The 26188-nt window shown below is 60.7% G+C and carries 23 protein-coding genes and 1 riboswitch; of the genes, 10 read left to right on the forward strand and 13 right to left on the reverse strand.

Features of this window, described 5'->3' with window-relative positions; genetic code table 11:
- Nucleotides 1-13: 13 nt before the first annotated feature.
- The 6 genes from KBY02_RS03055 to KBY02_RS03080 all read right to left on the reverse strand — a co-directional run bounded on the left by KBY02_RS03055 (nt 14) and on the right by KBY02_RS03080 (nt 8846).
- Nucleotides 14-4696, reverse strand: a complete 4683-nt coding sequence (locus KBY02_RS03055; RefSeq protein WP_225649803.1) for a 5-oxoprolinase/urea amidolyase family protein — start codon at nt 4694-4696, stop codon at nt 14-16.
- A 109-nt stretch (nt 4697-4805) separates the two neighbouring features.
- Nucleotides 4806-5423: an urea amidolyase associated protein UAAP2 gene (locus KBY02_RS03060; RefSeq protein WP_003405298.1), complete on the reverse strand. Its 618-nt coding sequence runs from the start codon at nt 5421-5423 to the stop codon at nt 4806-4808.
- Between the two features lie 11 nt (nt 5424-5434).
- Entirely contained in the window at nt 5435-6160 is a 726-nt protein-coding gene (locus tag KBY02_RS03065; protein ID WP_116800580.1) for an urea amidolyase associated protein UAAP1, read from the reverse strand.
- Entirely contained in the window at nt 6157-6939 is a 783-nt protein-coding gene (locus tag KBY02_RS03070) for an ABC transporter ATP-binding protein (protein WP_011268763.1), read from the reverse strand. The genes KBY02_RS03065 and KBY02_RS03070 overlap by 4 nt, the downstream gene beginning before the upstream one ends.
- Entirely contained in the window at nt 6936-7751 is an 816-nt protein-coding gene (locus tag KBY02_RS03075) for an ABC transporter permease (protein ID WP_024641902.1), read from the reverse strand. Before KBY02_RS03075 ends, KBY02_RS03070 begins: the two co-directional genes overlap by 4 nt.
- A 27-nt stretch (nt 7752-7778) precedes the next feature.
- A complete protein-coding gene (locus KBY02_RS03080; protein WP_032654485.1) occupies nt 7779-8846 on the reverse strand; it encodes a putative urea ABC transporter substrate-binding protein in 1068 nt (355 codons plus the stop codon).
- Nucleotides 8847-8909: 63 nt separating this feature from the next.
- Nucleotides 8910-9012, reverse strand: a riboswitch (guanidine-I (ykkC/yxkD leader).
- A gap of 479 nt (nt 9013-9491) precedes the next feature.
- Here KBY02_RS03080 and KBY02_RS03085 point away from each other — a divergent pair.
- Both KBY02_RS03085 and ung read left to right on the forward strand, forming a co-directional pair.
- Nucleotides 9492-9878 (forward strand): hypothetical protein, encoded by a 387-nt coding sequence (locus KBY02_RS03085; RefSeq protein ID WP_161938934.1) that lies wholly within the window; start codon nt 9492-9494, stop codon nt 9876-9878.
- 208 nt (nt 9879-10086) lie between these two features.
- Nucleotides 10087-10779, forward strand: a complete 693-nt coding sequence (gene ung / locus KBY02_RS03090; RefSeq protein ID WP_003405314.1) for a uracil-DNA glycosylase — start codon at nt 10087-10089, stop codon at nt 10777-10779.
- 30 nt (nt 10780-10809) lie between these two features.
- Here ung and KBY02_RS03095 read toward each other — a convergent pair whose 3' ends face one another.
- The 4 genes from KBY02_RS03095 to KBY02_RS03110 form a co-directional block, all read right to left on the reverse strand.
- On the reverse strand, nt 10810-11844 hold the full coding sequence (locus KBY02_RS03095) for an AbrB family transcriptional regulator (protein ID WP_003405317.1): 1035 nt from the start codon (nt 11842-11844) through the stop codon (nt 10810-10812).
- Complete coding sequence (locus KBY02_RS03100; protein ID WP_003405319.1) at nt 11837-13351, reverse strand: tripartite tricarboxylate transporter permease; 1515 nt, start codon at nt 13349-13351, stop codon at nt 11837-11839. Before KBY02_RS03100 ends, KBY02_RS03095 begins: the two co-directional genes overlap by 8 nt.
- A gap of 1 nt (nt 13352) precedes the next feature.
- On the reverse strand, nt 13353-13811 hold the full coding sequence (locus KBY02_RS03105) for a tripartite tricarboxylate transporter TctB family protein (RefSeq protein ID WP_003405321.1): 459 nt from the start codon (nt 13809-13811) through the stop codon (nt 13353-13355).
- A 66-nt stretch (nt 13812-13877) separates the two neighbouring features.
- Nucleotides 13878-14861 (reverse strand): Bug family tripartite tricarboxylate transporter substrate binding protein, encoded by a 984-nt coding sequence (locus KBY02_RS03110; RefSeq protein ID WP_183147014.1) that lies wholly within the window; start codon nt 14859-14861, stop codon nt 13878-13880.
- A gap of 463 nt (nt 14862-15324) precedes the next feature.
- Here KBY02_RS03110 and KBY02_RS03115 point away from each other — a divergent pair, with 463 nt between their 5' ends.
- Together KBY02_RS03115 and KBY02_RS03120 are read left to right on the forward strand one after the other, a co-directional pair.
- The gene (locus KBY02_RS03115) at nt 15325-15996 is read left to right on the forward strand and encodes a response regulator (RefSeq protein WP_003405325.1); all 672 of its coding nucleotides are present in this window, start codon (nt 15325-15327) and stop codon (nt 15994-15996) included.
- Nucleotides 15989-17371, forward strand: coding sequence for a sensor histidine kinase (locus tag KBY02_RS03120; protein WP_225649805.1), 1383 nt, complete (start codon nt 15989-15991; stop codon nt 17369-17371). The genes KBY02_RS03115 and KBY02_RS03120 overlap by 8 nt, the downstream gene beginning before the upstream one ends.
- Before the next feature lie 10 nt (nt 17372-17381).
- Here the strand turns inward: KBY02_RS03120 and KBY02_RS03125 are convergent, their stop codons facing one another.
- A complete protein-coding gene (locus KBY02_RS03125) occupies nt 17382-18203 on the reverse strand; it encodes an HDOD domain-containing protein (protein ID WP_003405327.1) in 822 nt (273 codons plus the stop codon).
- A gap of 111 nt (nt 18204-18314) precedes the next feature.
- Nucleotides 18315-19256: a YgfZ/GcvT domain-containing protein gene (locus KBY02_RS03130; protein ID WP_032607913.1), complete on the reverse strand. Its 942-nt coding sequence runs from the start codon at nt 19254-19256 to the stop codon at nt 18315-18317.
- 152 nt (nt 19257-19408) lie between these two features.
- Between KBY02_RS03130 and KBY02_RS03135 the strand changes: the two genes are divergently transcribed.
- Nucleotides 19409-19663 (forward strand): succinate dehydrogenase assembly factor 2, encoded by a 255-nt coding sequence (locus KBY02_RS03135; protein WP_003363729.1) that lies wholly within the window; start codon nt 19409-19411, stop codon nt 19661-19663.
- On the forward strand, nt 19647-20111 hold the full coding sequence (locus tag KBY02_RS03140) for a protein YgfX (protein ID WP_024639469.1): 465 nt from the start codon (nt 19647-19649) through the stop codon (nt 20109-20111). The genes KBY02_RS03135 and KBY02_RS03140 overlap by 17 nt, the downstream gene beginning before the upstream one ends.
- Here KBY02_RS03140 and nadB read toward each other — a convergent pair.
- A complete protein-coding gene (gene nadB, locus KBY02_RS03145; protein WP_032654493.1) occupies nt 20080-21696 on the reverse strand; it encodes an L-aspartate oxidase in 1617 nt (538 codons plus the stop codon). The genes KBY02_RS03140 and nadB overlap by 32 nt on opposite strands.
- A gap of 497 nt (nt 21697-22193) precedes the next feature.
- Between nadB and rpoE the strand changes: the two genes are divergently transcribed.
- From rpoE to KBY02_RS03165, 4 genes are all read left to right on the forward strand, one after another.
- Nucleotides 22194-22775 (forward strand): RNA polymerase sigma factor RpoE, encoded by a 582-nt coding sequence (gene rpoE / locus KBY02_RS03150; RefSeq protein ID WP_002554912.1) that lies wholly within the window; start codon nt 22194-22196, stop codon nt 22773-22775.
- A 33-nt stretch (nt 22776-22808) separates the two neighbouring features.
- Entirely contained in the window at nt 22809-23399 is a 591-nt protein-coding gene (locus tag KBY02_RS03155) for an anti sigma-E factor RseA C-terminal domain-containing protein (protein WP_003405339.1), read from the forward strand.
- Nucleotides 23400-23407: 8 nt separating this feature from the next.
- The gene (locus KBY02_RS03160) at nt 23408-24367 is read left to right on the forward strand and encodes a MucB/RseB C-terminal domain-containing protein (protein ID WP_024642771.1); all 960 of its coding nucleotides are present in this window, start codon (nt 23408-23410) and stop codon (nt 24365-24367) included.
- Between the two features lie 299 nt (nt 24368-24666).
- Complete coding sequence (locus KBY02_RS03165; RefSeq protein ID WP_225649965.1) at nt 24667-26097, forward strand: DegQ family serine endoprotease; 1431 nt, start codon at nt 24667-24669, stop codon at nt 26095-26097.
- Nucleotides 26098-26188: the final 91 nt, after the last annotated feature.

The raw sequence follows: 26188 nt of genomic DNA on the forward strand, positions 1-26188 counted from the left end.
AAAGTTGTTCGATTCAGTCTGCGCTCAGCACCACCACCCGTTGCCCTGCGCGTACTGCCGAGCCGGGTTGCACCCTGACGTCCTGCACCACGCCGGCGATCGGGGCGAGCAGGGGGATTTCCATTTTCATGGACTCCAGAATCACCAGCACATCGCCTGCTTCCACGCGCGCTCCCGGTTGCACCTGGACTTGCCAGAGATTGCCGGCGATGTGGCTGTCGACGCCTTGCTGGCCGGGTTGCAGGGGCTGTTCTTCAGTGTTCGGCGCCACGCCTTCATCGCTCTGGAAATCGGCCTGCCCGTTGGCGATCCAGCGTTCGCGCTCGGCGTTGAAAGCGGCGTTTTGCTGGGCGCGGAATGCCGTAATGCCTTCGGCTTCGCGGCTCAGGAAGGCCTGGTAATCAGCCAGATTCAGGGTGCTGTGTTCGATGTTCAGGGCGAAGCGACCCAGCGGGAAGTCGCGGCGGATACGCACCAGTTCTTCGGCGCTGACCGGGTAGAAACGGATCTGATCGAAGAAGCGCAACAGCCATGGTTTGCCCTGGAAGGCGGCGACGTCGCGATAGCGATTCCACATCTGCAACGTGCGGCCAACGAACTGATAACCGCCGGGGCCCTCCATGCCATACACGCACATGTAGGCGCCGCCGATGCCCACCGAATTCTCGGCGGTCCAGGTGCGTGCCGGGTTGTACTTGGTGGTGACCAGCCGGTGGCGCGGGTCCAGCGGCGTGGCCACCGGTGCGCCGAGGTACACATCGCCCAGGCCCATGACCAGATAACTGGCGTCGAACACCGTACGTTGCACTTCGTCGAGGTTGGGCAGGTCATTGATACGGCGGATGAACTCCAGGTTGCTTGGGCACCACGGTGCGTCCTTGCGCACGGTAGTCATGTATTTTTCGATGGCCAGCTGGCAGGCCGGGTCGTCCCAGGACAGTGGCAGATGGACGATGCGCGACGCCACTTGCAGGTCTTTCGCGGCGCACACCGCGTCCCATTCTCCGGCGACGATGTCGAGCAGTTGCCGAAGCGGCAGCTGCTCGGGGCGATAGTGGACTTGCAGCGAGCGAATGCCTGGCGTCAGGTCGATCACACCCGCCAGCGCCTTGGCCTCCAGCGCAAGCATCAGTGCGTGGCCACGCAGGCGCAGCACCAGATCCAGCTCCGGCGCACCGATTTCCAGCAGCAGATGGGTATCGCCGGACAGACGTGCGACCAGGCGTTTATCGTCCTGGCCGATGTCGAGGATGACCGGAGTGCGCAGATCCTCTACGCGAACAACTTCGCTCCTACTGGAGTTTGCGGGGCCTTGTGGGAGCGAGCTTGCTCGCGAAGAGGGCGTTGCAGTCGATGGATTTTCCGCGTCAGGAATACTGCCTTCGCGAACAAGTTCGCTCCTACGGGAGTTTGCGATGCCTTGAAGGCGCGCGGTGCCTTGTGGGAGCGAGCTTGCTCGCGAAGAGGGAGGTGCAGTCAATGGATTTTCTGCGTCAGGAATATAGCCTTCGCGAGCAAGCTCGCTCCCACGGGAGTTTGCCGGGCCTTGTGGAAGCTGGCTTGCTCGCGAAGAGGGAGGTGTAGTCAATGGATTTTCTGCGTCAGGCATATAGCCTTCGCGAGCAAGCTCGCTCCTACGGGAGTTCGCGGAGTCTTGTGGGAGCGAGCTTGCTCGCGAAGATGGCGGTGCAGTCAATGGATTTTCTGCGTCAGGCATATAGCCTTCGTGAACAACTTCGCTCCTACTGGAGTTTGCGGGGCCTTGTGGAAGCTGGCTTGCTCGCGAAGAAGTCGGCACAGTCGATGGGGTTTCTGCGTCAGGCATATAGCCTTCGCGAGCAAGCTCGCTCCCACGGGAGTTCGCGGGGCCTTGTGGGAGCGAGCTTGCTCGCGAAGAGGGCGTTGCAGTCAATGGATTTTCTGCGTCAGGCATATAGCCTTCGCGAGCAAGCTCGCTCCCACGGGAGTTTGCCGGGCCTTGTGGAAGCTGGCTTGCTCGCGAAGAGGGCGGCACAGCCGATGGATTTTCTGCGTCAGGCATATAGCTTTCGCGAACAACTTCGCTCCTACTGGAGTTTGCGGGGCCTTGTGGGAGCGAGCTTGCTCGCGAAGAGGGCGGCACAGCCGATGGATTTTCTGCGTCAGGAATACTGCCTTCGCGAACAAGTTCGTTCCTACTGGAGTTTGCGGTGCCTTGTGGGAGCGAGCTTGCTCGCGAAGAGGGCGGCACAGTCGATGGATTTTCTGCGTCAGGAATACTGTTTTCGCGAACAAGTTCGCTCCTACGGGAGTTTGCGATGCCTTGAAGGCGCGCGGTGCCTTGTGGGAGCGAGCTTGCTCGCGAAGAGGGCGTTGCAGTCAATGGATTTTCTGCGTCAGGAATACTGTCTTCGCGAGCAAGCTCGCTCCCACATCGTTCTGCATGACACGCCTCGACACTGACCGGGGTGAATCGGACCCTGTCGCCAGCCTTCAATTGCCCCAGCTGCCACAGGTCTGCCTCGATGATGGTCACCGGGCAGACGAATCCGCCCAGGCTGGGCCCATCCGGCCCGAGGATTACCGGCATGTCCCCAGTGAAATCCACCGCGCCGATCGCATACGGGTTGTCGTGAATGTTGGAAGGGTGCAACCCCGCTTCGCCGCCGTCGGCGCGCACCCATTCGGGTTTTGGGCCGATCAGGCGCACGCCGGTGCGGCTGGAGTTGAAATGCACTTCCCAGTCGGTCGCGAAAAACCTCTCGATGTACGCTTCGGTGAAGTATTCCGGGGCCGCATGCGGGCCGTAAATGACCCTCATCCGGCGCACGTCTGTCAGCGCTTCAAGTGCTTCGTCGGCAATCCGCTGCCCCGCACTTCGCTCCACCAGGTGCGCGATGTGCAGCACATCGCCGGCGCGCAGCGCGCGACCGCCATGACCGCCGAACTGGCCGAGGGTAAAGGTACTTTTGCTGCCCAGATAATCCGGCACGTCGAGCCCGCCGCGCACGCACAGGTAGCTGCGTACACCGGCACCTGCGATGGTGCCCAGCGACAACGTCGAACCGGCGCTCACCAATAGCGCGGTGTTCATCGCACAGGATTGGCCATCGAGGGTGATCGGGATGTGCGCACCGGTCACTGCGACCACCGCATCGGTGTTGAAGCGCAGTAGCGGCCCGCTCATGGTGATTTCCAGCGCAGCGCATCCTTCGGGGTTGCCCAGCAGCTCATTGCCCTGGCGCAACGCGCGGCTGTCCATCGGCCCGGATGGCGGTACACCGACCGCCCAGTAGCCCAGTCGTCCCGGGTAATCCTGAACGCTGGTCTGGGTGCCGCCGCTCAGCACTTCGAAGGTGTCAGCGCGATACACCAGATCTTCCAGACAGCGGGTCCATGGCTGGCCACTGGCGAACGGCGCGTCGGCAATGATCTGGCGCAAGTAGTCGCGATTGGTTTCCACACCGTACAGACGCGTTTCGTTCAGCGCGTCGATCAGCCCGGCGCTGGCGTCCTCGCGGGTCGGTGCCCAACTGATCAGCTTGGCGATCATCGGGTCGAAGTACGGCGGTATCTCGCAACCGGCTTCGACCCAGGTATCGATGCGCAGCGTCCGGCCATCGGCAGGCGGGAAATCAGCCGCAGTCAGCAGGCCAGGGCAGGGCTGGAAGTCACGGCCCGGATCTTCCGCGTACAGCCGCGCCTGAATCGCATGGCCAAGCGGTTTCAGACCGGCCTGCAACTGATCCAGCGGCGGCAGATCACCGGCGGCCAGTTGCACCATCCAGCTGACCAGATCCACGCCCCAGACCTGCTCGGTGACGCCGTGCTCTACCTGCAAGCGTGTGTTCACTTCCAGAAAATAGAAGCGCTGATCTTCGCTGTCGAAGACGAACTCGACCGTCCCGGCGCTGCGATAATTGACTGCCCTGGCGAGTTTGACAGCCGCTGCGCAGAGTTCTTCGGCCATGCCGTGCGGCAGGTTCGGGGCCGGGGTTTCTTCGAGCACTTTCTGATTGCGCCGCTGTACCGAGCAGTCGCGTACGCCAAGCGCCAGCACCTCGCCCTGACCGTCGCCGAACACCTGCACTTCCAGGTGGCGGGCGCGCTGGATGTATTTCTCGATGAACACACCCGCATCGCTGAAATTGTTCTGACCGAGGCGCTTGACCGCCTCGAACGAGTCAGCCAGCTCTTCGGCACTGCGACACACACGCATGCCGATGCCGCCACCGCCTGCCGTGCTCTTGAGCATCACCGGGTAGCCGATGGTGCGGGCTGCCGCGATGGCCGACTCCAGACTGTCGAGCAGTTCAGTACCCTCGAGCATGGGCACGCCATGCTGCTTGGCCAACGCTCGGGCGGTGTGCTTGAGGCCGAATACGCGCAGCTGCTCGGGCGTCGGGCCGACGAAGGCGATACCGGCGTCTTCGCAGGCCTGAGCGAATGCAGCGTTTTCGGAGAGGAACCCGTAGCCGGGATGAATGGCTTTGGCGCCGCTGGCGTTGGCGATGGCGAGGATCTTGTCCACCGCCAGATAGGTTCCGGCTGCGCCACCTTCGCCCAGGCTGTGGGCTTCGTCGGCCTGCATCAGGTGCAGGCTGGCAGCGTCGGCTTCGGAATACACCGCCACGCCCTTGATCTGCAAGGTGCGCAGGGTCCGCAGGATGCGGCAGGCAATGGCGCCACGGTTGGCGATCAGCAGTTTGTCGAACATGGCATAACCCCGGAAACCCAGTCGCACTCGGTTTCGTGATGGGAAGCGGGCCGTCCCGCTATTGATCAATCTACGCAACGGTCGTCCGTTGCTGAGGGCAGGTGCCGGGTCAGTCGCGAATCAACAACTGCGCAGGCGTCGGGTTGTAGCCGTTGCAGGGGTTGTTGAGCTGTGGACAGTTGGAAATCAGCACGATCACGTCCATTTCAGCGCGCAGCTCGACGTATTTGCCGGGCGCGGAAATACCGTCTTCGAAGGTCAGGCCGCCTTCGGCGGTCACGGGTACGTTCATGAAGAAATTGATGTTGGGGCCGATGTCGGCCTTGCTCAGACGGCCGTCATGCACACAGGCGCGCAGATAGTTGTCGCGGCAGCTGTGCATGTAGCGCTTTTCCAAGGCGTAGCGCACGGTGTTGCTCTCTTGCGCGCACGCGCCACCGAGTGTGTCGTGGCGACCGCAGGTGTCATCGACAATGGTCAGCATCGGCTGGCCGAGGTTGGAAAACAGCACGCTGCCGGTGGTCAGGTACACGCTGTTCTGACGGCGCAGGGTGCGCTGCACGTCGTAGCGTTCACGCGGGTTGCTCAGGCTGAAAAACAGCGTGTCGACGGCCTGATTGCCTTGCAGGTCGAGGATGCGCACGGTCTGCCCGGCCTTGACCTCGGCCAGAAAGGGCTCGCCGGCCGGGATGGTCGCGTCGCAGCAAAGATGAGTGGGTGAGTTCATGACAAGGCTCCTCAGGCGAACAGGCGGTCGGTATTGATGAAGCCGCGCGCGTTTTCCGGGCGCGAGGTGCGGCAGTGCTCGGCAACGCTGGCGTCGGCTTTCATCCAGCTGAGCTTGAGCGGTTGCGGGGCATATTCCGGGTTGGGGTCCATCGGGTGTTGCAGCGCGGTCAGCACCACCAGCGTGTCCATCGGTGCGTAGAGTTCGATGTAGTCGCCGGCTTTGGAATTGTTCGGGGCGAAGTGCAGGGTTCCTGCCTCGTCGACATCGACACGGCTGAACAGGTTGAGGGTCATCAGCAGGTCGGACAGTCCCAGCCCCCATTTGCCCAGCTCGACCAGCAGGTTGTCGACGCCATTGCGAAAGAAGCCGTTGTGCAATTCCTGGTAGCGACCCTGGCCATACTTTTCAGCAACCTCCTGAGCATTGAGCACGCCACCAATGCTGTCGCTCCAGCCGCAGGTATCAGTGACGATGGCCGCCAGTACGCGGCCCATGTCCGAATACAGGCAATGACCGTTGCTCAGGCGAGCGGTGTGCTGGCATTTGAGGCTGTCGGGCAGGTTCAGCCGCTCGGTTTTTTCGTGGGCGTTGAGCAGGGTCAGGCTGACGTTGGCGTTGCCGTGCAGGTCGGTCAGGCGCAGCAGTTCGCCGCGCTTTAGAATGAACGAACGATGGCCGCCACCGGGTAGCAGTTCTTCGGCGAAAACCGGGTACAGCGTGGTTGAGTCAGTCATTGAACAGGCTCCTCTGAAACGTTGAGCAGCGAATCGATAGCGGCGCGCTCGGCGCGGCGTTCGCTGTTGAGGGGGATGTCGTAAGTGATGCGCGCGCCATAGGCGCCGGGCGCATGCGGGTCGTGGCGCACCTTGTCGAAAACCAGCAGGCGGGTGCCGAGGTTGAAACCTTCGGACAGGTCGTGGGTAACCATGAACACGGTCAGTTTCGTTTCGCGCCAAAGGTCCAGCAGCAGGTGGTGCATGTCCTTGCGGATGCCGGGGTCGAGCGCGCCGAACGGCTCGTCCAGCAGCAGGACGCGCGGTTTCATGATCAGCGCCTGGGCGATGGCCAGGCGCTGCTGCATGCCGCCGGACAATTGTGTCGGATACTTGTCCAGCGCATGCCCGAGGCCGACCTTGCCGAGCAACTGCGCGGCGTGCTCGCGGGCCTCGCCTTTTGCCTGGCCGAACAGACGGCCCAGCCAGGGCGAGCGGGGCAGCTCCAGACCCAGCGCCACGTTGTCGAGCACCGACAGGTGCGGGAATACCGAATAGCGCTGAAACACCACGCCACGGCTGGCATCCGGCTCATTGCGCAAGGGCGTGCCGTCCAGCGTGATCAGACCGCGACTGGGGGATTCCTGACCCAGCAACAGGCGCAGAAAGGTCGACTTGCCGCAGCCCGACGCGCCGACCAGCGTGCAGAACTCGCCTTCGGCCACGTCCAGGTTGAGGCCCTCGAGCACCACCTGGTCGGCGTATTGCTGCCAGACATTGCGCACACTGATAAAGCTCATGCCCGCGCTCCTTCGTACCAGGGAAAGGCACGTCGGGTCAGGGCTTTCAGGCCCCAGTCCATCAGCCAGGCGAGCAGGGTGATCCACACCACATAGGGCAGGATCACGTCCATCGCCAGATAGCGCCGCACCAGGAAGATCCGGTAGCCCAGGCCGTCAGTCGAAGCAATCGCCTCGGCGGCGATCAGAAACAGCCACGCCGACCCCAGCACCAGGCGCAGGGCGATCAACAGGCGTGGCAGTAATTGCGGCAGGATCACCCGCAGGATCAGTGTCCAGGTCGAGGCGCCGAGGGTTTGCGCCTTGATCAGCAGTTCGACCGGGATTTCACGGGCGCGCTGTTCCAGATCACGGGCCAGAATCGGTGTGATACCGATCACGATCAGCATCACCTTCGACAACTCGCCCAGGCCGAACACGATGAACAGAATCGGCAGAATGGCCAGCGGCGGCACCATCGACAGCACCGTCAGCAAGGGCGACAGCGGTGCGCCGCACAACGGCAGGATGCCCGCTGCGATGCCCAGGCACAGACCCAGCAGCGCGCTGATCCCCAGGCCGATGGCCAGGCGTTGCAGGCTCGATGCGCTGTCCTGCCACAGCAGGTAGTCACCGCTGCGCGGGTCGGCAACGAACGCCATGCGTTTGACCGCATCGGCCATCTGTACCGCGCTGGGCAGCAGTTTGTCGCTGGGGTTTTCCGCAAGCCGGGTGGCCGAGCCCATGAAATAGGCGAACAGCAACAGGGCGAACGGCAGGATCACCAGTATCAGGCGACCGGCACTATCCGGATGGCGGTTTATCAAACGCATGGCAATGACCTTTCTACTGAGCGTGATTTACAGCTTGCCGCCGACGGCCATCTGCACGTAGCTGGGGTCAAAGTGCAGCTTGAGATTGCCCTTGTCGCCGAGCGTCACGCCATTGGCGAACGACATGCCGACCGCATCGGCGTCGCGTGCGCCTTCGCCGAGCAAACCGTGGGCGAACGAGAAGTCAGCCACCTTGCGCTGGGTGTCCGGCAGCTGTTTGCTGGTGGCGAACTCAAGCGCTTCCTTGGGCGTGGCAAACAGCTTGGTGGTGTCCAGTTGCGCCTGGAAACCGGCCAGATCGGTGCCCGATGCCTTGGCCATGTGTTCCAGCGCCGCCTTGGCCTGAGCGTTTTTGGCGTTCATCAGCGCGACCACTTCAAACCAGGCGCCAGTCAGGGCTTTGCCCAGGGCCGGGTTGTCTTTCAGGGTCTGGGTGTTGACGACCATCATGTCCATGATCTCGCCGGGGATCTGGCTGGAGTTGAACACTTCGGTGACGTCGGGCCTGGCCTTGATGTCCGAGAGCATCGGGTTCCAGGTGGTAACCGCCTGTACATCGTCGGTATTGAAAGCGGCCGAGATATCGGCATCCGAGGTGTTGACCACCTTGAGGTCTTTTTCACTGAGCTTGACGCTGTCCAGCGCTCGGGCCAGCAGGTAGTGAGACACCGACAGTTCGACCAGATTGACGTCCATGCCCTTGAGGTCGGCGACTTTCTTGCCTTCGCCCTTGAGCACGATGCCGTCGTTGCCATTGGAGAAGTCGCTGACGATCAGTGCCGTGCTTTCCACGCCACCTGCGGCCGGGATGGTCAGGGCGTCCATGTTGGTCATGGTGCAGCCATCGAACTGGCCGGCGGTGTACTGATTGATGGATTCGACGTAGTCATTGAGCTGGGTGACATCGATCTTGATGCCGTACTTTTTCGCCCACTTGTCGACGATGCCCTGGCTACCTGCGTATTCCCACGGCATCCAGCCTGCGTAGATGGTCCAGCAGACGTTGAAGTGATCTTTCTGGGCGGCATTCGCCGAGAGGCTCAACGCAGCAAGCAGGCCTGCCGTCAGCAGACCGAAGAGACGAGACTTTTGCATGTTGAGAAATCTCCAGTAGTGAAAAAAGGCGGCCAGGAGCAACGTGACACCACTGGTGTCCCTGTCTCCCGGGCTTTTGTCCCGCCGTGTAACCTCTACTGGAGGTCGCCAACTCTCGGACCAGCCACTTGCCTGGCGGCAAGCCGGAACCCTAGTCGGCTATTGCAAATTGTGGTGCCGCGAACCTGTGTTGACTCCTGCACACTGCTCACTCAAGCGAGAGTTGTGCCAACTCGTGCTGCGCCTTGTTATTCAAGGGCTGACCGAGTCGTCCACGGTCAGCTGCCGCAAGAACTGCCTTGTGCTGGTGCGAGGGCGCACCGTGATGAGGCAACGGCGGATGAAATGTTTTGTAGCATCTTTGTAGAACGTTGAAATACGCCTGCAGGCCTTGGTCGCAGAGCCTTTGCGAGCCAGTGGGCAACCATTCGTAGTCAGGCCTTAAGGCTGCCCCAAGGCACTAGAAGGCCTTTTCGATGTCAGACAATTCGTCCGCCAACCGCTTTGACGGACGCCGCCCAGCGTCGCTGGTTTGGCCCAATCGCGGTCCAGGAGGCCGCCATGTATCGAAGACCCTTGCTTATCACGTTGCTGACCCTTTTCCTTTCTGGTTGCTACGCAGGGCCCGGTTACTACGAATCCGATGTGTACACGCAGCCGACTGTCGTTGGCGGCGCCTACGCGTATGACAATGGCTATCGCGCTACCTACTATCAGGAGCGACGCATCTATGTGGCGCCTCAACCGCGCTATTACACCCAGCCTCGCTACTACGCCCCGGCACCACGCTATTACGCGCCACCGCCCCCGCCGCGCTACTACCAGCCGGGACGTCCACCGGGTTATGGCTGGAGAAACGACGGCTTCGGCCGCAATGACGGCTTTCGCGGCAATGGCGGTTTCGGACGTAACGACGGCTTCCGCGGCGACCGAGGCAATCGTGGCTGGGATGACCACGGTGGGCGTGGCGGAAGAGATGGCCGTGATCATGGACGAGGCGGGCGCGGCGATGGTCGTGGCGGGCATCGCTAGCTGAAAGCCGCGCGCTCACGATCGTGTCAGCGCTGTGAACTGACTGCTGCAAACTGACTGCTGCAACATGACTATGGTGCCGACGCTCCGCGTCGGCACGCCTTTCTGGACGCTCTGCGTCCGATCTTGAAGGCGCATAGCGCGACCGGCATTGACTTTGCTGCCCGGCTTTCCTAGTGTCCGCGCATTGTTTTTACCGGATGTAACCATGACTAGCGACGACCGCATCAAGCTTGAGCCCAGCTGGAAAAACGCCCTGCGTGACGAATTCGAACAACCCTACATGGCTCAATTGCGCGAGTTTCTGCGTCAGGAGCACGCGGCGGGCAAGGAAATCTATCCGCCCGGTCCGCTGATTTTCAATGCGTTGAACTCCACGCCGCTGGATAACGTGAAAGTGGTCATTCTTGGCCAGGATCCGTATCACGGCCCGAATCAGGCGCATGGTCTGTGCTTCTCGGTGCAACCGGGTGTGCCGACGCCGCCATCGCTGGTCAACATCTACAAAGAGCTGAAACGCGACCTGAACATCGATATTCCGAACCACGGTTGCCTGCAATCCTGGGCTGATCAGGGCGTGCTGTTGCTGAACACCACCCTGACCGTCGAACGTGCCAACGCGGCGTCGCATGCGGGCAAAGGCTGGCAGCACTTCACTGACCGGATCATCCAAGTGGTCAGCGAGCATCAGCCGCATCTGGTGTTCCTGCTGTGGGGCGCTCATGCGCAGAGCAAGCAGAAACTGGTCGATGCGACCAAGCATCTGGTGCTGACCTCTGTCCATCCTTCGCCGTTGTCAGCCTACAAAGGCTTCCTGGGCAACGGGCACTTCGGGCGGGCCAACAAGTACCTTGAGCAAAACGGCATCGCGCCGATTGACTGGCGCTTGCCTGCGCTCTGATTTGAATTTGAAAGGGTTCCAGCGACCTGTTCAGTCAGCGAGCCGTTTGTTCCAGCGTCGGTACAGCGGCTCGGCGAGAAACAGCACGAACAGCAGGCGCATGACCTGCATGGCCGTGACCAGCGGCACCGACAGTTGCAGCACTTCGGCGGTCAGGCTCATTTCTGCGATGCCGCCGGGCATCATGCCCAGCGTCAGTGAACGCAGGTCCAGGTGGGTGAGGGCGCTCAGCGCCAGTGCCGCCAGCGCGGCGATCAGCATGGTCAGCGCAGTGCCCAGCAGCGTGCGCGCCAGGAACGATGGCGCACGCCGAAAGAACTCCCGATTGAAATGACAACCCAGCCCGCTGCCGATCAGCAACTGGCCAAGCTGGCTGGCACCGTTGGGCAGGCCGATTTTCAAGTCCCAGACCACGCTCACCACGGCACTGAGCAGCAGCGGGCCGAACAGCCAGGGATTGGGCTGCTTGAGATGTTGCCACAGCCAGGCCAGCGCGGCACCGAGCGGCAACAGAACGGCCAGCCAGCGCCAGTCGACGACGCTGGCATGCAACGCGGGTGCGCCATCACCCAATAGGTATTTGAAGATCGCCGGCACGCACAGCACGACGGCAAGTACCCGCAGACTTTGTGCGGCCGCGACACTGCTCAGCGTTGCACCGTTACGAGCGCCGAGGTTGACCATCTCCCCGGAACCGCCCGGCATGCTGGAGAAGAACGCCGTAGGGCGATCCTCTCCGGTACGCAGCATCAGCCACACGCCGACCAGACACGACAGACTGGTAACCAGCGCACCGATGAAAATCAGCCCGAAATGCGCCAGTACCTGTTCGATGACTACCGGGGTGAAGTGCAGGCCGATGCCGATCCCGATGATCAACTGACCACACTTGCGCCCGCCGGGAATCTGCGCCAGCTGCCAGGGTGTCAGGCAGCGCACCAGGATGATTGCCAGCAACGAGCCCACCATCCACGGCAACGGCCAGCCGACCTGGCTGGCGAGGTAGCCGCCCAGCAGGCCGATCAGCGGTGTTGCCCACCATTGGCGCAGAGAGGAATCAGCCATGCGTCGCAGCAGCCTGCTGTTTGGCGCGCTTGCGCCAGATGCGCAGTAGCGGGAACAGCAGCATGAACACGGTCACCACCCAGACGCCAAGGGTAATCGGGCTGGACCAGAGGATCCCCAGTTCGCCGTTGGAGATCGACAGGGCACGACGCAGGTTCTGCTCCATCAGGCCACCAAGGATGAACCCGAGCAGGATCGGCGACAGCGGGAAGTCCAGCTTGCGCAGGATGTAACCGAAGATACCGATGCCGACCATCAGGAACAGGTCGAACGTGGTGGCGTGCACTGCATACACACCGATGCCGGTGATGATCGCAATCACCGGCACCAGCGCCCAGTTCGGCACGGCAAGGATGCGCGTGAAGATGCGAATCATCGGGATGTTGAGGATCACCAGCATGATGTTGGCGATGAACAACGACGCGATCAGGCCCCAGACGATGTCCGGCTGCTGCTGAAACAGCATCGGGCCGGGCGTGATGTTGTACAGCGACAACGCGCCGATCATCACCGCTGTGGTGCCTGAACCGGGCACGCCCAGCGTCAGCATCGGCACCAGGGCGCCGCAGGCCGTCGCGCCGATGGCTGTCTCGGGTGCGGCCAGGCCACGCATGTCGCCCTGGCCGAACTTGCCGCCAGCGCCGGCGATGCGTTTTTCCGTCATGTAAGCGACCGCGCTGGCCAGCGTCGCACCGGCGCCAGGCAATACGCCAAGGATGAACCCCAGCAGACCGCAGCGAATATTCACCACGAACACGGCAGCGGCTTCCTTGACGTTGAACATCATGCGCCCGGTGGCCTTGACTGCCTCCTGGCCGCGATGGGTTTTCTCCAGCAGCAAGAGGATTTCGCTGATCGAAAACAGGCCGAGCACCAGCACCACGAACTGAATGCCATCGGTGAGGTGTATGTTGTCGCCCGTGAAACGGTACACCCCGCTGTTGGCATCGATACCGACCGCAGACAGGAACAGCCCGATCAGCGCGGCAATGAACGTCTTCAACGGCCGGTCACCGGCCATTCCGCCCAGGCAGACGATCGCGAACACCATCAGCACGAAGTATTCCGCAGGACCGAAAGCAATCGCCCATTTGGCGAGCAACGGCGCGAACAGCACCATGCCGCAGGTGGCGATGAACGCGCCGATGAACGAACTCCAGGCCGACAGCGACAGTGCGACCCCGGCCAGGCCCTGGCGGGCCATCGGGTAACCGTCCAGGGTGGTCATCACGGTGGACGCTTCACCCGGAATGTTCAGCAGGATCGAGCTGATGCGTCCGCCGTATTCGCAGCCCAGGTACACGGCTGCCAGCAGAATCAGCGCCGATTCGGGCGGCAGGCCCAGCGCGAAGGCGATAGGGATCAGCAGCGCGACACCGTTGATCGGTCCAAGCCCCGGTAGCAGGCCGACGACAGTACCAATCAATGTTCCGCACAGCGCCGTGATCAGGTTGTAAGGCGTCAGGGCGACACCGAAGCCCTGGCCCAGATAACCGAAAGTATCCATTTTAATTCTCCAGAACGCTGAGCAGGCCCAAAGGCAAGGGGACGTCCATGGCTTTGTCGAACAGCAGGTACAGGCCGATGCTCATCAGAATCACCACCACCACGCTCGGCAGCCAGCGACCGCCATACAGGCGGGCCATGGGGATGCCGATCAGAATGCTGCTGAGGATGAAGCCCAGCGGTTCGAACAGCCCTGCGAATACCAGCAGCAGGACGATGCACACGCCGATCTTGATCAGGGTCTCGCGGTCCAGCTCCGGGTCTTCCTCGGTGTGCACGATGGGTGTGGGTCTGATCAGCAGGTACAGCAGGGCGACGCCCATCAGCCCGAGCATCAGCAGCGGGAAGGCGCGTGGTCCGACCGGCTCATAGGAAAAAGGGGCCTGATAAGGCCAGGCCATAAGGGCAAGGCCTATGCATGCCAGCAACAGCACGCCAGCGAAGATGCGTTGTATGACCATGAGAAGCTCCTGAGTCGCGCCCTTTAGGTAGGCAGGCACAACGGAATGTCAGTCAATTGAGTTCAATCACTGAATCAGGCCGAATTCCTTGGCCATCACTTTGTAGTCGGCAACCTGCTTCTTGACGTAGGTGTCCAGTTCCGCGCCGCTCATGGCGAACGGGAACAACTCGCGCTGGTCGCGCAGTTTGGCGAAGTCTTCGGAGGCCAGGATCTTGTCGAACGAGGCTTTCCACCAGTTGTAGTCTTCGTCGCTGACCTTTGGCCCGAGGTAGAAGCCACGCACTACAGGCCAGACGATGTCGTAGCCCTGCTCCTTGGCGGTAGGGATGTCTTTCATTTCGGGTTCGTCGATACGCTTCTCGGCGAATACCGCGAGCAGGCGCATGTCGCCGCTCAGAATGTGCGGCATGGAGTCGGAAATATCGGTACTGCCCACCTGGATGTGGCCGCCGAGCAACGCGGTGGCGATTTCACCGCCGCCTTCGAGTGCCACGTAGCGCAGGGCGCGCGGGTTGATGCCTGCGACCTTGGCGATCAACGCGGTCTGCATCCAGTCCTGGCTGCCCACGGTGCCGCCCGAGCCGATCACGACTTTGCTCGGGTCGGCCTTCAGCGCCTGGACCAGATCGTCGAGGTTCTTGTAGGGCGAGTCGCTCTTCACGGCGATGGCGCCATAGCTGGTGCCCACAGCGGCGAGCCAGCGCACTGCGTTTTCATCGAAACGACCGAATTTGCCCTGTGCCAGATTGAGCAGCGAACCGCTGGACCACGCGACCAGTGTGCCGGCGTCGGCGGGGCGCTGCGCGACGACAGCGTTGTAGGCCACCGCGCCGACACCGCCTGGCATGTAAGTGACGCGCATCGGCGAGGTCAGAATCTTCTCGTTGATCAGTGCGCTCTGCACCAGTTTGCAGGTCAGGTCGAACCCGCCACCGGGCGAGGCAGGGGCAATGCATTCCGGACGTTTGGGTTCGGCAAGCAACTGGCTGGCAATCAGCATGCACCCAGCGGTGGCGGCTACATGGCGCAGGGAAAATTTCATGTTCAGTCTCCAGAGATATTGTTGTTTTTGGCAGAGAGAAGCTGTCCAGCAGGCGCTTTTGTCACGCGCATGGCGAAACCTGAGTGCTGTGTCACAGGGGCGGGCGTTTGCGCTGGTGTGTTGTTTCGAGGCGGGTAGCGGTAAGAGTGTGCAGAGCAGCCCTCGACGGGATGTGCTCCATGGGCTGGTGAGCCTGGGCGGGCGTAGACATGGCGTGACTCCGTTTAGCGATTTATTGTTTTTATTGTTCAGACGCATCCGGGCGCCTGTTTTTTACGTACCCTTTTGTCGGGTCTTATCGCGATGCTAAACGACAAACCTTTCGTAAACCTTTCAGCTGCCTTTCGCGTCGTGATTGAAGAGCCGCGAAGCGTTTCTGGCCTTCACAGACGGCGGCCGGCCTGTAAACTCCACCGCCACGAGCCTCGATACCCCGATCGATAACAACAGTGACAATCAGGAGACGGCGATGCGTGTTCTTCTTGTGGAAGATCATCTGCAATTGGCTGAAAGTGTCGCGCAGGCGCTCAAAAGCGCGGGTTTGACCGTTGATGTGCTGCATGATGGCGTGGCTGCCGACCTGGCGTTGAACAGCGAGGAATACGCCGTTGCCATTCTCGATGTCGGGTTGCCGCGCATGGATGGCTTCGAAGTGCTGGCGCGTCTGCGCGCGCGCAGCAAAAACCTGCCGGTGCTGATGCTGACGGCGCGCAGTGACGTCAAGGACCGGGTCCATGGCCTGAATCTGGGCGCCGACGACTACCTGGCCAAGCCTTTTGAACTCTCCGAGCTGGAAGCCAGGGTCAAGGCCTTGCTGCGGCGCAGTGTGCTGGGTGGCGAGCGGCAACAGTGTTGCGGCGTGCTGGCCTACGATCTGGATACGCGACGTTTCACGCTTGGTGAAGAACTGCTGACCCTGACCTCTCGCGAACAGGCGGTGCTGGAAGCGCTTATCGCCCGGCCGGGTCGGGTGATGAGCAAGGAGCAACTTGCGGCGCAGGTGTTCGGGCTCGATGAAGAAGCCAGCCCCGACGCCATCGAGATCTATGTCCATCGTCTGCGGAAAAAGCTCGACGGGCATTCCGTGGCCATCGTGACCTTTCGCGGTCTGGGGTATCTGCTGGAAAGCCGTGATGATTAACGACAGCCTGCGCTGGCGGTTGTTGTGGAACCTGGCCTTGCTGCTGGTGGTGTTGATGCTGGCCAGCGGCATGAGCGCTTACTGGAATGGCCGCGAAGTGGCCGACACCGCCTATGACCGCACATTGCTGGCTTCCGCGCGGACCATCGCTGCCGGTCTGACCCAGCGTGATGGGACGCTGAGCGCCGACATCCCCTACGTGGCGCTGGATACCTTCGCCTACGACAGCGAAGGGCGCATCTACTATCAAGTCAATGACATTCATCAGAAGCTGATTTCCGGCTATGAAAACCTGCCTTCGCCGCCGCCCGGTACCTTGCGTACCGACGATTACCCGGCCCTGGCGAAATTTTATAACGGAACCTATCAGGGGCAGGATGTGCGTGTCGTCAGCCTGCTCAAGCCGGTGACCGACCCGGGCATGAACGGTACCGCTGAAATCCGCGTTGCCGAAACCCAGGAAGCGCGCAAGGGCATGGCGCGCAGCCTGATGGCCGACACATTGCTGCGCCTGGGCATGCTCGGAGGGGGCGCGCTGCTGCTGGTCTGGTTCACGGTAAGCGCGGCATTGCGACCGCTGGAGCGGCTGCGTACTGCCGTCGAGGAGCGTCAGCCGGATGATCTGCGCGCGTTGCCGATGGTTGAGGTGCAGCACGAACTGCGTCCGTTGGTGGGCGCGCTGAACCACTTTACCGAGCGACTGCGCGTGCAATTCGAGCGTCAGGCGCAATTCATTGCCGATGCCGCCCACGAACTGCGCACCCCGCTGGCCGCCTTGAAGGCGCGGGTCGAACTGGGGCTGCGCGAACGCGACCCGCAGCATTGGCGCAGCACGCTGGAGTCGGCGGCGCTCGGCACCGATCGACTCACGCATCTGGCCAACCAGTTGCTGTCCCTGGCGCGCATCGAAAACGGCGCGCGGGCCATCGCCGAGGGTGGGGCGCAACAGCTGGATCTCAGTCAACTGGCCAGGGAGCTGGGCATGGCCATGGCGCCGTTGGCTCATTCCCGGGGCGTGGCGCTGGCGCTGGAGGCTGATGAGCCGGTCTGGCTGCGCGGCGAGCCGACCTTGCTGAACGAGTTGCTGAGCAATCTGATCGACAATGCGCTGGCCCATACCTCGCCAGGCGGCAACGTGGTGTTGCGGGTCTATGCGCCGGGTGTTCTGGAGGTCGAGGATGATGGTCCCGGCATTCCTGCAGATGAGCGTGAACGGGTCTTCGAGCGTTTTTACCGTCGCAGCCAGCAGGGCAGCGGTGCCGGGCTCGGGCTGGCGATTGTGGGTGAGATCAGCCGGGCACATCTGGCCAGAATCACCTTGCACGAGGGCGCCGAGCGCGGCTTGAAGGTAAGGGTCAGTTTCAGCGCCACCTGATGGGTCGAGGCTAGTAGAGCATGCTCTTGGCTTCGTCCATCTGGGCGCTGAGCACGTCTTCGGCTCTGGCAAGTCTCAACTGGCTGTAGGCAGGCAGGTCGACCATTTCAATGAGGCTGAAGGGGTGGTCGGTATTTCTGTGGATATGCACCGTGGCGATCTGTACCAGATCGGTGTAGTCCGGGTTTTTCGAGACGCGCGCGAAGTTCTGGAACTGGCCTGGCACACAGGCCAGCGGTTCAGGGAAGTCCCATGAGCGCAGCAGGCGCTCGCCGATGACCGGATGAATGCTGTCGATCACGTGGTTGAGGCTGATCGGGTCGGACAGCAACTCGTAATGGTCTTCGGCATAGGTCAGGATCGGCAGAATCCCGATCAGGTGGATCAGCCCGGCGAGCGTGGCCTGATCAGGTTTCAGATTGGTGTAGCGCTGACACAGGGTGTAGCTGATACCGGCAACCTGCAGGCTTTGCTTCCAGATATCGCGCATTTTCTGTTCGATGACCGGCGATTTGGCGTGGAACATCTGCTCGACCACCAGACCAATGGCCAGGTTGCAGGTGTAGTTGACGCCCAAGCGTCGAATCGCGGTATTGACGTCGCTGACTTCAAAGTTCGGGCGCAGCAAGGGGCTGTTCGCAACCTTTATCAGGCGTGCCGAAAGGGCTGTATCGCTACCGATGACCTTGCTCAGGGCCGAGATACTGATCTCGGTGTCCTCTGCAGCCAGGCGAATTCTCAGTGCCACTTCCGGCAGGGTGGGGAGAAACAAGGCATCTCTGTCGATGGCCTTGATCAAGTTTCTCTGCACCTCGTCAGCCATCTTGCTCATGTTGCATCTCGCAGCTGTTGGGGGTGTCCAGAGTTATCCGCGCGCCCTTCAGAGCGCCAGGCTGTACTGGATCGCTCTAAAGACACTAGGAAGCTGAATGTGTTCGTCTGGCTAGCGCTGAGTTTCGAGTTTGCTGTCCAGTGTGTAGGGCAGTTCACTCATTTGCAGCGCTGCGCCTTCTGGCGAGCCAAGATTGATACGGCCGTCTTCTGCCGCATCACCCTGCAATACCGCGAGCAGTTCGATGTTCTGCCCATCCTGTGCGGCGATGACAACGTTGCCCACCGCGCTGGCATGCACCGGTGAGAACAGTGCCGTACCGGGCTGCGGGATCTCTTCGCCGCTCAGGGTCAGGCGATAAAGCCTGCGCTTGAGTTTGCCAAGATATTGCATTCTGGCAACGATTTCCTGGCCGGTGTAGCAGCCTTTCTTGAAGCTGACGCCGCCAACCGCTTGCAGATTGATCATCTGCGGAATGAATTCTTCGCGAGTGCTGCCGAACACCTGGCCGATGCCGACACGTATCTGGCCCAGTAGCCAGTCGTTCAGCGGGGCTTCATTCAAGTGCGATGCCAGACGCGACTTGATGCTGTCGGCCTCTGCGCTGCGCACCCAGAGCTCGGCCCGGCCTGGCGAGACGCGGATCGCCATCAGATCGTTGGCGCGCACCACGCTATCGGTTTGCTGTGGCAGATCCAGCCCCAGGCTGACCAGCGCGGCGTCCCCGTCCTGCAGACCGAAGCGCACCCAGTCTGCGCTTTCGTCCGTGAGCTTTGATTTGGAGAACACTGCGTATTTGCGCAGGTCGAGCAGTTGCGCCTCGATCAGTTCGCCAGCCATCGCCAGCAGGCAGCCGTCGCCCTCGAAGACGATACGAAAACTCGACTGCATCCGGCCTTTCTGTGTGCAACGGGCACCCAGGCTGGATGTGTCTTCATTCAGATAATTGAGGTTGCACGTCAGCTGACCCTGAAGAAACTTGCTGGCATCCACGCCGCGAACGGCGAGAACGCCCTCATGGGATAGCGTGCAGAAAAAAGCTGTGTGGGCCATGGTCATCGCAGATTGGGAAAAAAGTCCGGGGACACATCATAGTGCCGAGTCGAGGTTATGCATACGGGTACATGAAAACTGCTGCGACCATTGCGAGATTCGCGCGCCCGGCTCACGGCTGTATACTTGCCGCCTACTTTGAGGAGCGCTCCATGGTCGAAGACGTTGAACTCAACCGCCTTTACTGGCACAGCCGCCGCGGCATGCTTGAACTGGACGTGCTGCTGGTGCCGTTTGTCCGTGAGGTCTATCCACATTTGAATGACGTGGACCGCGATTTGTACCGCCGTCTGCTGACCTGTGAGGATCAGGATATGTTCGGCTGGTTCATGCAGCGTGCCGAATCCGAAGATGCTGAATTGCAGCGCATGGTTCGCATGATTCTGGATCGTGTCCAGCCTCAGTGATCGCTTTGAATGTCACTGGCAGGCTTCACGTCTGCTGGTGACGGTGTATCTCGCGGTCCAGTGTCTGGCACTGATCGCGTTGTACTGGCTGGACATCGCTGTGTGGGCTGCAGCGCTGGGTGCACTGATATGCCTGGCGCACGCTGCCTGGGTAGTACCACGCGCCATCCTGCTGACGCATCCGGCGGCATTCACCGCGCTCAGGCGCGATCATCAAGGCTGGCAGCTGTGGAATGCACGTGACGGCTGGCAGCCTGTGCAGTTATGCCCTGACAGTCTTGCCTTGCCGTGGGTGGTCATTCTGCGTTTTCGCCCGATTATCGCCGGTCGGCCGGCACGATCAATAAACAGTTGTTGTATCCCGCATGACGCATTGACGCCGGACATTCACCGACGTCTGCGCGTGCGTTTGAAATTCAGCAGGCATAGGTGGGCGGCACCAGAATAGTGTCCAGCGCCTCCGGCAACATATCGGGATAGTCCAGCGTGTAGTGCAGACCGCGGCTTTCCTTGCGCTGCATGGCCGAGCGGATCATCAGTTCCGCCACCTGCGCCAGGTTGCGCAACTCGATCAGGTCGCGGCTGACCTTGTAGTTGCTGTAAAACTCGTCAATCTCATCCAGCAGCAAGCGCACGCGGTGCTGAGCGCGCTGCAGGCGTTTGTTGGTGCGCACAATGCCGACGTAGTCCCACATGAACCGCCTCAGCTCGTCCCAGTTGTGCGCAATGATCACGTCCTCGTCCGAGTCAGTGACCTGGCTGGCATCCCAGGCCGGAAGGGCGGCGGGCATCTGCACGTCATTCAGTTGCTTCTCGATGTCTGCGGCGGCCGATCGGGCATAGACGAAGCACTCCAGCAGCGAGTTGCTGGCCATGCGGTTGGCGCCGTGCAGGCCTGTGAAGCTGGTCTCGCCGATGGCGTACAGGCCCGGCACATCGGTATGCCCCTTGCTGTCCACCATCACGCCGCCACAGGTGTAATGCGCGGCGGGGACCACGGGGATCGGCTCGCGGGTGATGTCGATGGAAAACTCCAGGCAGCGTTCATAGACGGTTGGAAAGTGCGTCTTGATGAAGGCTTCCGGCTTGTGGCTGATGTCCAGATACACACAGTCGATGCCCAGTCGCTTCATCTCATGGTCTATCGCGCGGGCCACGATATCGCGCGGGGCCAGTTCCGCCCGCTCATCGAAGCGTTGCATGAAGCGCTCGCCGTTGGGCAGCTTGAGGTAGGCCCCTTCACCGCGAAGTGCCTCGGTGATCAGAAAGCTCTTGGCTTGCGGGTGATACAGGCAAGTGGGGTGAAACTGGTTGAACTCAAGGTTCGCCACCCGGCAGCCGGAACGCCAGGCCATGGCGATGCCGTCGCCGCAGGCTCCGTCAGGGTTGCTGGTGTACAGGTAGACCTTGGCGGCGCCGCCCGACGCCAGGATGGTGAAGCGCGCGCTGTACGTATCCACTTCGCCACTGTGGCGATTGAGCACATAGGCACCAAGGCAGCGCTCTCCGTCCAGGCCGAGACGGCGTTCGGTGATGAGGTCGATGGCAGCGCGCTGCTCGAGCAATTCGATGTTGGGTCGCTTGATGGCCTGTTCCAGCAGGGTGCGAAAAATGGCGGCACCTGTGGCATCTGCAGCATGAATGATCCGCCTGTGGCTATGGCCGCCTTCACGCGTCAGGTGAAATTCAAATCCGCTTTCGTCGGTGTCTGCGTCATCGCCACGGGTAAAAGGCACGCCTTGATCGATCAGCCATTGAATCGCCTCGCGGCTGTGTTCGACAGTGAAGCGCACAGCGTCTTCGTGGCAAAGGCCGCCGCCTGCGTTCAGCGTGTCCTCAACATGAGATTGCACGGTGTCGGTGTCATCCAGCACTGCCGCAACACCGCCCTGCGCCCAGAATGTCGAGCCATTGGCGAGGTCACCCTTGCTCAGGACCGCAATCCGCAGGTGGTCGGGCAGGGTCAGTGCCAGGCTCAACCCGGCAGCGCCGCTGCCGATTACCAGTACGTCATGCTGAAAATGTTGACTCATCTGCGAATTCTGCCCTTGGCGACCACTAGTATAAGTATTGGGGTAACGGCACAATAGCCGCGCCTACATGGCAATGTGAGACCACGGCGGGTCTGGATTGTGCTCCAGTCCCGGACGGCATGCCTATTGTTTTCCTTTTGTTCGGCCACTGGAAATACTCCAGTGTGTTGATTCAAAGGAGTTTTATGCCATTTGCGGCTCACGCCGGCGATTGTGTCAATGGAACTTTTTGTAAAGAACCATGCTCAATAGCAGGTTGCCTACACAGGAACAGCGTCGATTTCGCAGGGTTAGATAAGTGATCATCAACTGCGAAACTGGCGACAAGACTATTCGCGCAGCCGACCGTGTCGAGCTGCGTTTTTCGTGCACGCTTTAAGATGGCTTGCAGGAAACTTGCTTGAAGGGGGAGAACTTTTGCGAAAAGCCCGAGTCTATGTTTGCGAGCCTGAACAATATCAGTTGCAACACTCCTTCATGCTCAACGAGGAGTGTTCATGCTAACCCAGGAAGAGGATCAGCAGCTTGTCGAGCGCGTACAGCGTGGCGATACGCGAGCATTTGATCTGTTGGTGCTGAAGTATCAGCACAAAATTCTAGGGTTGATCGTGCGATTCGTGCACGACACCCATGAGGCTCAAGACGTTGCACAGGAAGCCTTTATCAAGGCTTACCGTGCTCTCGGAAATTTTCGCGGTGACAGTGCTTTCTACACGTGGCTGTATCGCATCGCCATTAACACGGCGAAGAACTATCTGGTCTCGCGAGGTCGGCGACCACCGGATAGCGATGTAAGGTCTGAAGACGCGGAGTTCTACGACGGCGACCACGGCCTCAAGGACATCGAGTCGCCGGAGCGTGCATTGTTGAGGGATGAGATCGAAGGCACCGTCCATCGGACCATCCAGCTTCTCCCGGAAGATTTACGTACGGCACTAACTTTACGTGAATTCGATGGTCTGAGTTATGAAGACATTGCGAGCGTCATGCAGTGTCCTGTTGGTACCGTGCGCTCTCGGATCTTCCGCGCTCGGGAAGCCATCGATAAAGCCCTGCAGCCGTTGTTGCAGGAATCCTGAGACAGCGGCGATAGCCCAAGAGAGGAACCCGCCATGAGTCGTGAAGCCCTGCAGGAATCGCTGTCCGCGGTACTGGATAACGAAGCGGACGAACTTGAATTACGTCGGGTATTGAATGCCATTGACGATGCCGATACTCGCGCCACCTGGTCGCGTTACCAAGTTGCTCGTGCAGCGATGCACAAAGAGCTGCTGGTGCCTCATCTGGATATCTCGGCTGCTGTGTCTGCCGCGATCGCCGATGAAGTCAGCCCGCTCAAGGCAGCTCGCGGTCCTTGGCGTACGCTGGGTCGTCTGGCCGTTGCAGCGTCGGTTACCGTAGCCGTTCTGGCTGGTGTCCGCCTGTATAACCAGGATGACATTGCCGGTGCACAACTGGCACAGCAGACCCAACAGCCTGCCAACCTGACTGTTCCGCAAGTCAAAGGCCCGGCCGTACTGGCTGGTTACACTGAAAGCGCCGAGCAAGCGCCTGGTCCTATGGCCAATGGTGTGTTGCAGGGCGGTGGTCAAGGTGACCAGCGTCTGCCGGGCTATCTGCGCCAGCACGCCCAGGAAGCGGCGTTGAAAGGTACTGAAAGCGCGCTGCCATACGCACGTGCTGCGAGCCTGGAAAACCGTTAAGGAGGATCATGCGAGCCGTCCCTCTACTGCCGTTACTGCTTGGTGGATGGCTTGCCCTCCCGGTACAGGCTGATGATGCGCAAGACGCAATCAATCGTCTTGCCAAGGTTGATCAGCAGCAGAGCTATCAAGGTACGTTTGTATACGAGCGCAATGGTAGTTTTTCTACCCATCGAATCTGGCACCGCATAGCGGACGGTCATATTCAGGAGCGCCTGCTACAGCTTGATGGTTCCGCTCAGGAAGTATTGCGTGTTGACGGGCTTACTCAGTGCGTCAGCGGCACGCTGGAAGCGGGGGTGGCCAATCCGGCCGATTCTTCTGCCCGCGCATTCGATGTCAAAAGACTATCCGCCTGGTACGACATGAAAATTGCCGGCAAATCCAGAGTGGCCGGTCGTCAGGCAACTATCGTTGCGCTGTCCCCCAAGGACCAGCATCGATACGGCCTCGAATTGCACCTGGATAACGAAACCGGTCTTGTGCTCAAGTCGCTTCTGTTGAGTGAGAAGGGGCAGTTGCTCGAGCGTTTCCAGTTTACTGATCTCGATACCGCCAGCGTGCTGTCCGAACAGATGCTCAAGACCAGTGCCGACTGCAAGCCTGTTTCTGTGGTGAAGACCAAGCCTGAGGCCTCCATAAGCCCTGTGGCCTGGCACTCAGACTGGCTGCCGCCGGGTTTTGACGTCAGCAGCAGCGGTGTGCGCAAAGACCCTGCTACGCAGTCGTCGGTGACGCATCTCATGTACAGCGACGGTCTGGCGCGTTTTTCGGTGTTCATCGAATCGGTGAAAGGCGGTGCTTCTTCGGATATTCGCACCCAGCTAGGCCCGACAGTGGCCGTTTCCCGCCGTCTGACAACGCCGCAGGGCGACATGATGGTGACGGTCGTCGGAGAAGTTCCGATGGGCACTGCAGAGCGCATAGCATTGTCGATGCGTAACGACGAACCTTCAGCCAATAAATAAACATTTGGAGTCACGGCTCCCGGGATGTAAAAATTTTCATCCTGGGTTACAGAAGCCGCCAGGCCGCACTCAACCTGGCTTGAGCAAAGGCGCTGAAATGTTTGGTGAGGTTTCCAGATTGCAAAAGCTCGGTTTTTTTTCTATAGGTCACAGCCTCGCAGCTCTGGCCTTTTGTCGTTTCCACAGGTCATGTCGCTGATCCAGAGATGAGCATCGTTGCTTGAGGTCTTTGAGTCGGTTGCTTCGGACTGCTTAATTTTTTCCTCGTTACGAACGGGAGCCATATGTCGATACCACGCATGAAATCCTACTTTTCATTGATTGCCGCTGTGCTGATGCTCGGTCAGGTTGCTACGGCTCAGGCCGAAAACCTGCCGGACTTCACCGGGCTGGTCGAGCAGGCATCGCCCGCAGTGGTGAATATCAGTACGCGCCAGAAGTTGCCGGACCGTGCCGTCGCCAATCAGCAGATGCCTGATCTGGAAGGCCTGCCGCCGATGCTTCGTGAGTTTCTCGAGCGCAGCATGCCGCCAGGTTCGCGTCCGCCGGGCTCGGGTGCAGGCAAGGGTGATCGCCAGCGTGAAGCTCAGTCCCTCGGCTCGGGCTTCATCATCTCCCCTGACGGCTACGTGCTGACCAACAATCATGTAATCGATGGTGCTGACGAGATTCTCGTACGCCTGTCCGATCGCAGCGAGTTGAAGGCCAAGCTGGTCGGTACCGATCCGCGTACCGACGTTGCCGTTCTGAAGATTGAGGGCAAGGACCTGCCAACCGCCAAACTGGGCAATTCCAATACGCTCAAGGTCGGTGAATGGGTTCTGGCGATCGGCTCGCCGTTCGGTTTCGATCACTCCGTGACCAAGGGTATCGTCAGTGCCAAGGGGCGCAGCCTGCCTAACGACACCTACGTGCCGTTCATTCAGACCGACGTGGCCATCAACCCGGGTAACTCCGGTGGCCCGCTGTTCAACATGGCTGGCGAGGTCGTCGGGATCAACTCGCAGATCTTCACGCGTTCCGGTGGTTTCATGGGCCTGTCGTTCGCGATTCCGATCGACGTCGCCATGGATGTGGCCAACCAGCTCAAGGCCAACGGCAAAGTCAGCCGCGGCTGGCTGGGTGTGGTCATCCAGGAAGTGAACAAGGACCTTGCCGAGTCGTTTGGTCTGGACAAGCCTGCCGGCGCGCTGGTTGCGCAAGTGCTTGAAGACGGCCCGGCTGCCAAGGGCGGTGTGCAGGTGGGTGACGTGATTCTGAGCGCCAACGGCCAGCCCATCGTCATGTCGGCCGACCTGCCGCACCTGATCGGCAACCTCAAGGACGGCAGCAAGGCCGAACTTGAAGTGATTCGCGACGGCAAGCGTCAGAAGCTGACGGTTACCGTCGGCGCACTGCCTGATGAAGGTCAGGAGATGGGCGATGTTGGCGGTACGGGTGCCGAGCGCAGCAGTAATCGTCTGGGCGTATCGGTGATCGAGCTGACCGCCGAGCAGAAGAAATCCCTGGACATCAAAGGCGGCGTCGCCATCAAGGAAGTCACCGGCGGCCCGGCTTCGCTGATCGGTCTGCAGGCGGGTGATGTGATCACTCACCTGAACAATCAGGCGATCACGTCCAGCAAGCAGTTCACCGAGGTGGCGAAAAGCCTGCCCAAGGATCGCTCTGTCTCGATGCGTGTTCTGCGTCAGGGCCGTGCGACCTTCATCACCTTTAAGCTGTCCGAGTAACCGGTCGGTTTAAGCGGAAAGGGTGGCCATGGCCACCCTTTTTTGTGCCCGTTTGTTTACCGTGCGCCGATCCGGGTGCCTGTAAGCGTGA

It is taken from the genome of Pseudomonas sp. P129, from assembly GCF_020312195.1.
GTDB classification, from domain to species: Bacteria; Pseudomonadota; Gammaproteobacteria; order Pseudomonadales; family Pseudomonadaceae; genus Aquipseudomonas; species Aquipseudomonas fragariae.

What these genes read in the sequence shown, in the direction of transcription:
- KBY02_RS03055 (WP_225649803.1), bottom strand. Translation starts at nt 4,696, where the DNA reads ATGTTCGACAAACTGCTGATCGCCAACCGTGGCGCCATTGCCTGCCGC.
- KBY02_RS03060 (WP_003405298.1), bottom strand. Translation starts at nt 5,423, where the DNA reads ATGAACTCACCCACTCATCTTTGCTGCGACGCGACCATCCCGGCCGGC.
- KBY02_RS03065 (WP_116800580.1), bottom strand. Translation starts at nt 6,160, where the DNA reads ATGACTGACTCAACCACGCTGTACCCGGTTTTCGCCGAAGAACTGCTA.
- KBY02_RS03070 (WP_011268763.1), bottom strand. Translation starts at nt 6,939, where the DNA reads ATGAGCTTTATCAGTGTGCGCAATGTCTGGCAGCAATACGCCGACCAG.
- KBY02_RS03075 (WP_024641902.1), bottom strand. Translation starts at nt 7,751, where the DNA reads ATGCGTTTGATAAACCGCCATCCGGATAGTGCCGGTCGCCTGATACTG.
- KBY02_RS03080 (WP_032654485.1), bottom strand. Translation starts at nt 8,846, where the DNA reads ATGCAAAAGTCTCGTCTCTTCGGTCTGCTGACGGCAGGCCTGCTTGCT.
- ung (WP_003405314.1), top strand. Translation starts at nt 10,087, where the DNA reads ATGACTAGCGACGACCGCATCAAGCTTGAGCCCAGCTGGAAAAACGCC.
- KBY02_RS03095 (WP_003405317.1), bottom strand. Translation starts at nt 11,844, where the DNA reads ATGGCTGATTCCTCTCTGCGCCAATGGTGGGCAACACCGCTGATCGGC.
- KBY02_RS03100 (WP_003405319.1), bottom strand. Translation starts at nt 13,351, where the DNA reads ATGGATACTTTCGGTTATCTGGGCCAGGGCTTCGGTGTCGCCCTGACG.
- KBY02_RS03105 (WP_003405321.1), bottom strand. Translation starts at nt 13,811, where the DNA reads ATGGTCATACAACGCATCTTCGCTGGCGTGCTGTTGCTGGCATGCATA.
- KBY02_RS03115 (WP_003405325.1), top strand. Translation starts at nt 15,325, where the DNA reads ATGCGTGTTCTTCTTGTGGAAGATCATCTGCAATTGGCTGAAAGTGTC.
- KBY02_RS03120 (WP_225649805.1), top strand. Translation starts at nt 15,989, where the DNA reads ATGATTAACGACAGCCTGCGCTGGCGGTTGTTGTGGAACCTGGCCTTG.
- KBY02_RS03125 (WP_003405327.1), bottom strand. Translation starts at nt 18,203, where the DNA reads ATGAGCAAGATGGCTGACGAGGTGCAGAGAAACTTGATCAAGGCCATC.
- KBY02_RS03130 (WP_032607913.1), bottom strand. Translation starts at nt 19,256, where the DNA reads ATGGCCCACACAGCTTTTTTCTGCACGCTATCCCATGAGGGCGTTCTC.
- KBY02_RS03135 (WP_003363729.1), top strand. Translation starts at nt 19,409, where the DNA reads ATGGTCGAAGACGTTGAACTCAACCGCCTTTACTGGCACAGCCGCCGC.
- nadB (WP_032654493.1), bottom strand. Translation starts at nt 21,696, where the DNA reads ATGAGTCAACATTTTCAGCATGACGTACTGGTAATCGGCAGCGGCGCT.
- rpoE (WP_002554912.1), top strand. Translation starts at nt 22,194, where the DNA reads ATGCTAACCCAGGAAGAGGATCAGCAGCTTGTCGAGCGCGTACAGCGT.
- KBY02_RS03155 (WP_003405339.1), top strand. Translation starts at nt 22,809, where the DNA reads ATGAGTCGTGAAGCCCTGCAGGAATCGCTGTCCGCGGTACTGGATAAC.
- KBY02_RS03160 (WP_024642771.1), top strand. Translation starts at nt 23,408, where the DNA reads ATGCGAGCCGTCCCTCTACTGCCGTTACTGCTTGGTGGATGGCTTGCC.
- KBY02_RS03165 (WP_225649965.1), top strand. Translation starts at nt 24,667, where the DNA reads ATGAAATCCTACTTTTCATTGATTGCCGCTGTGCTGATGCTCGGTCAG.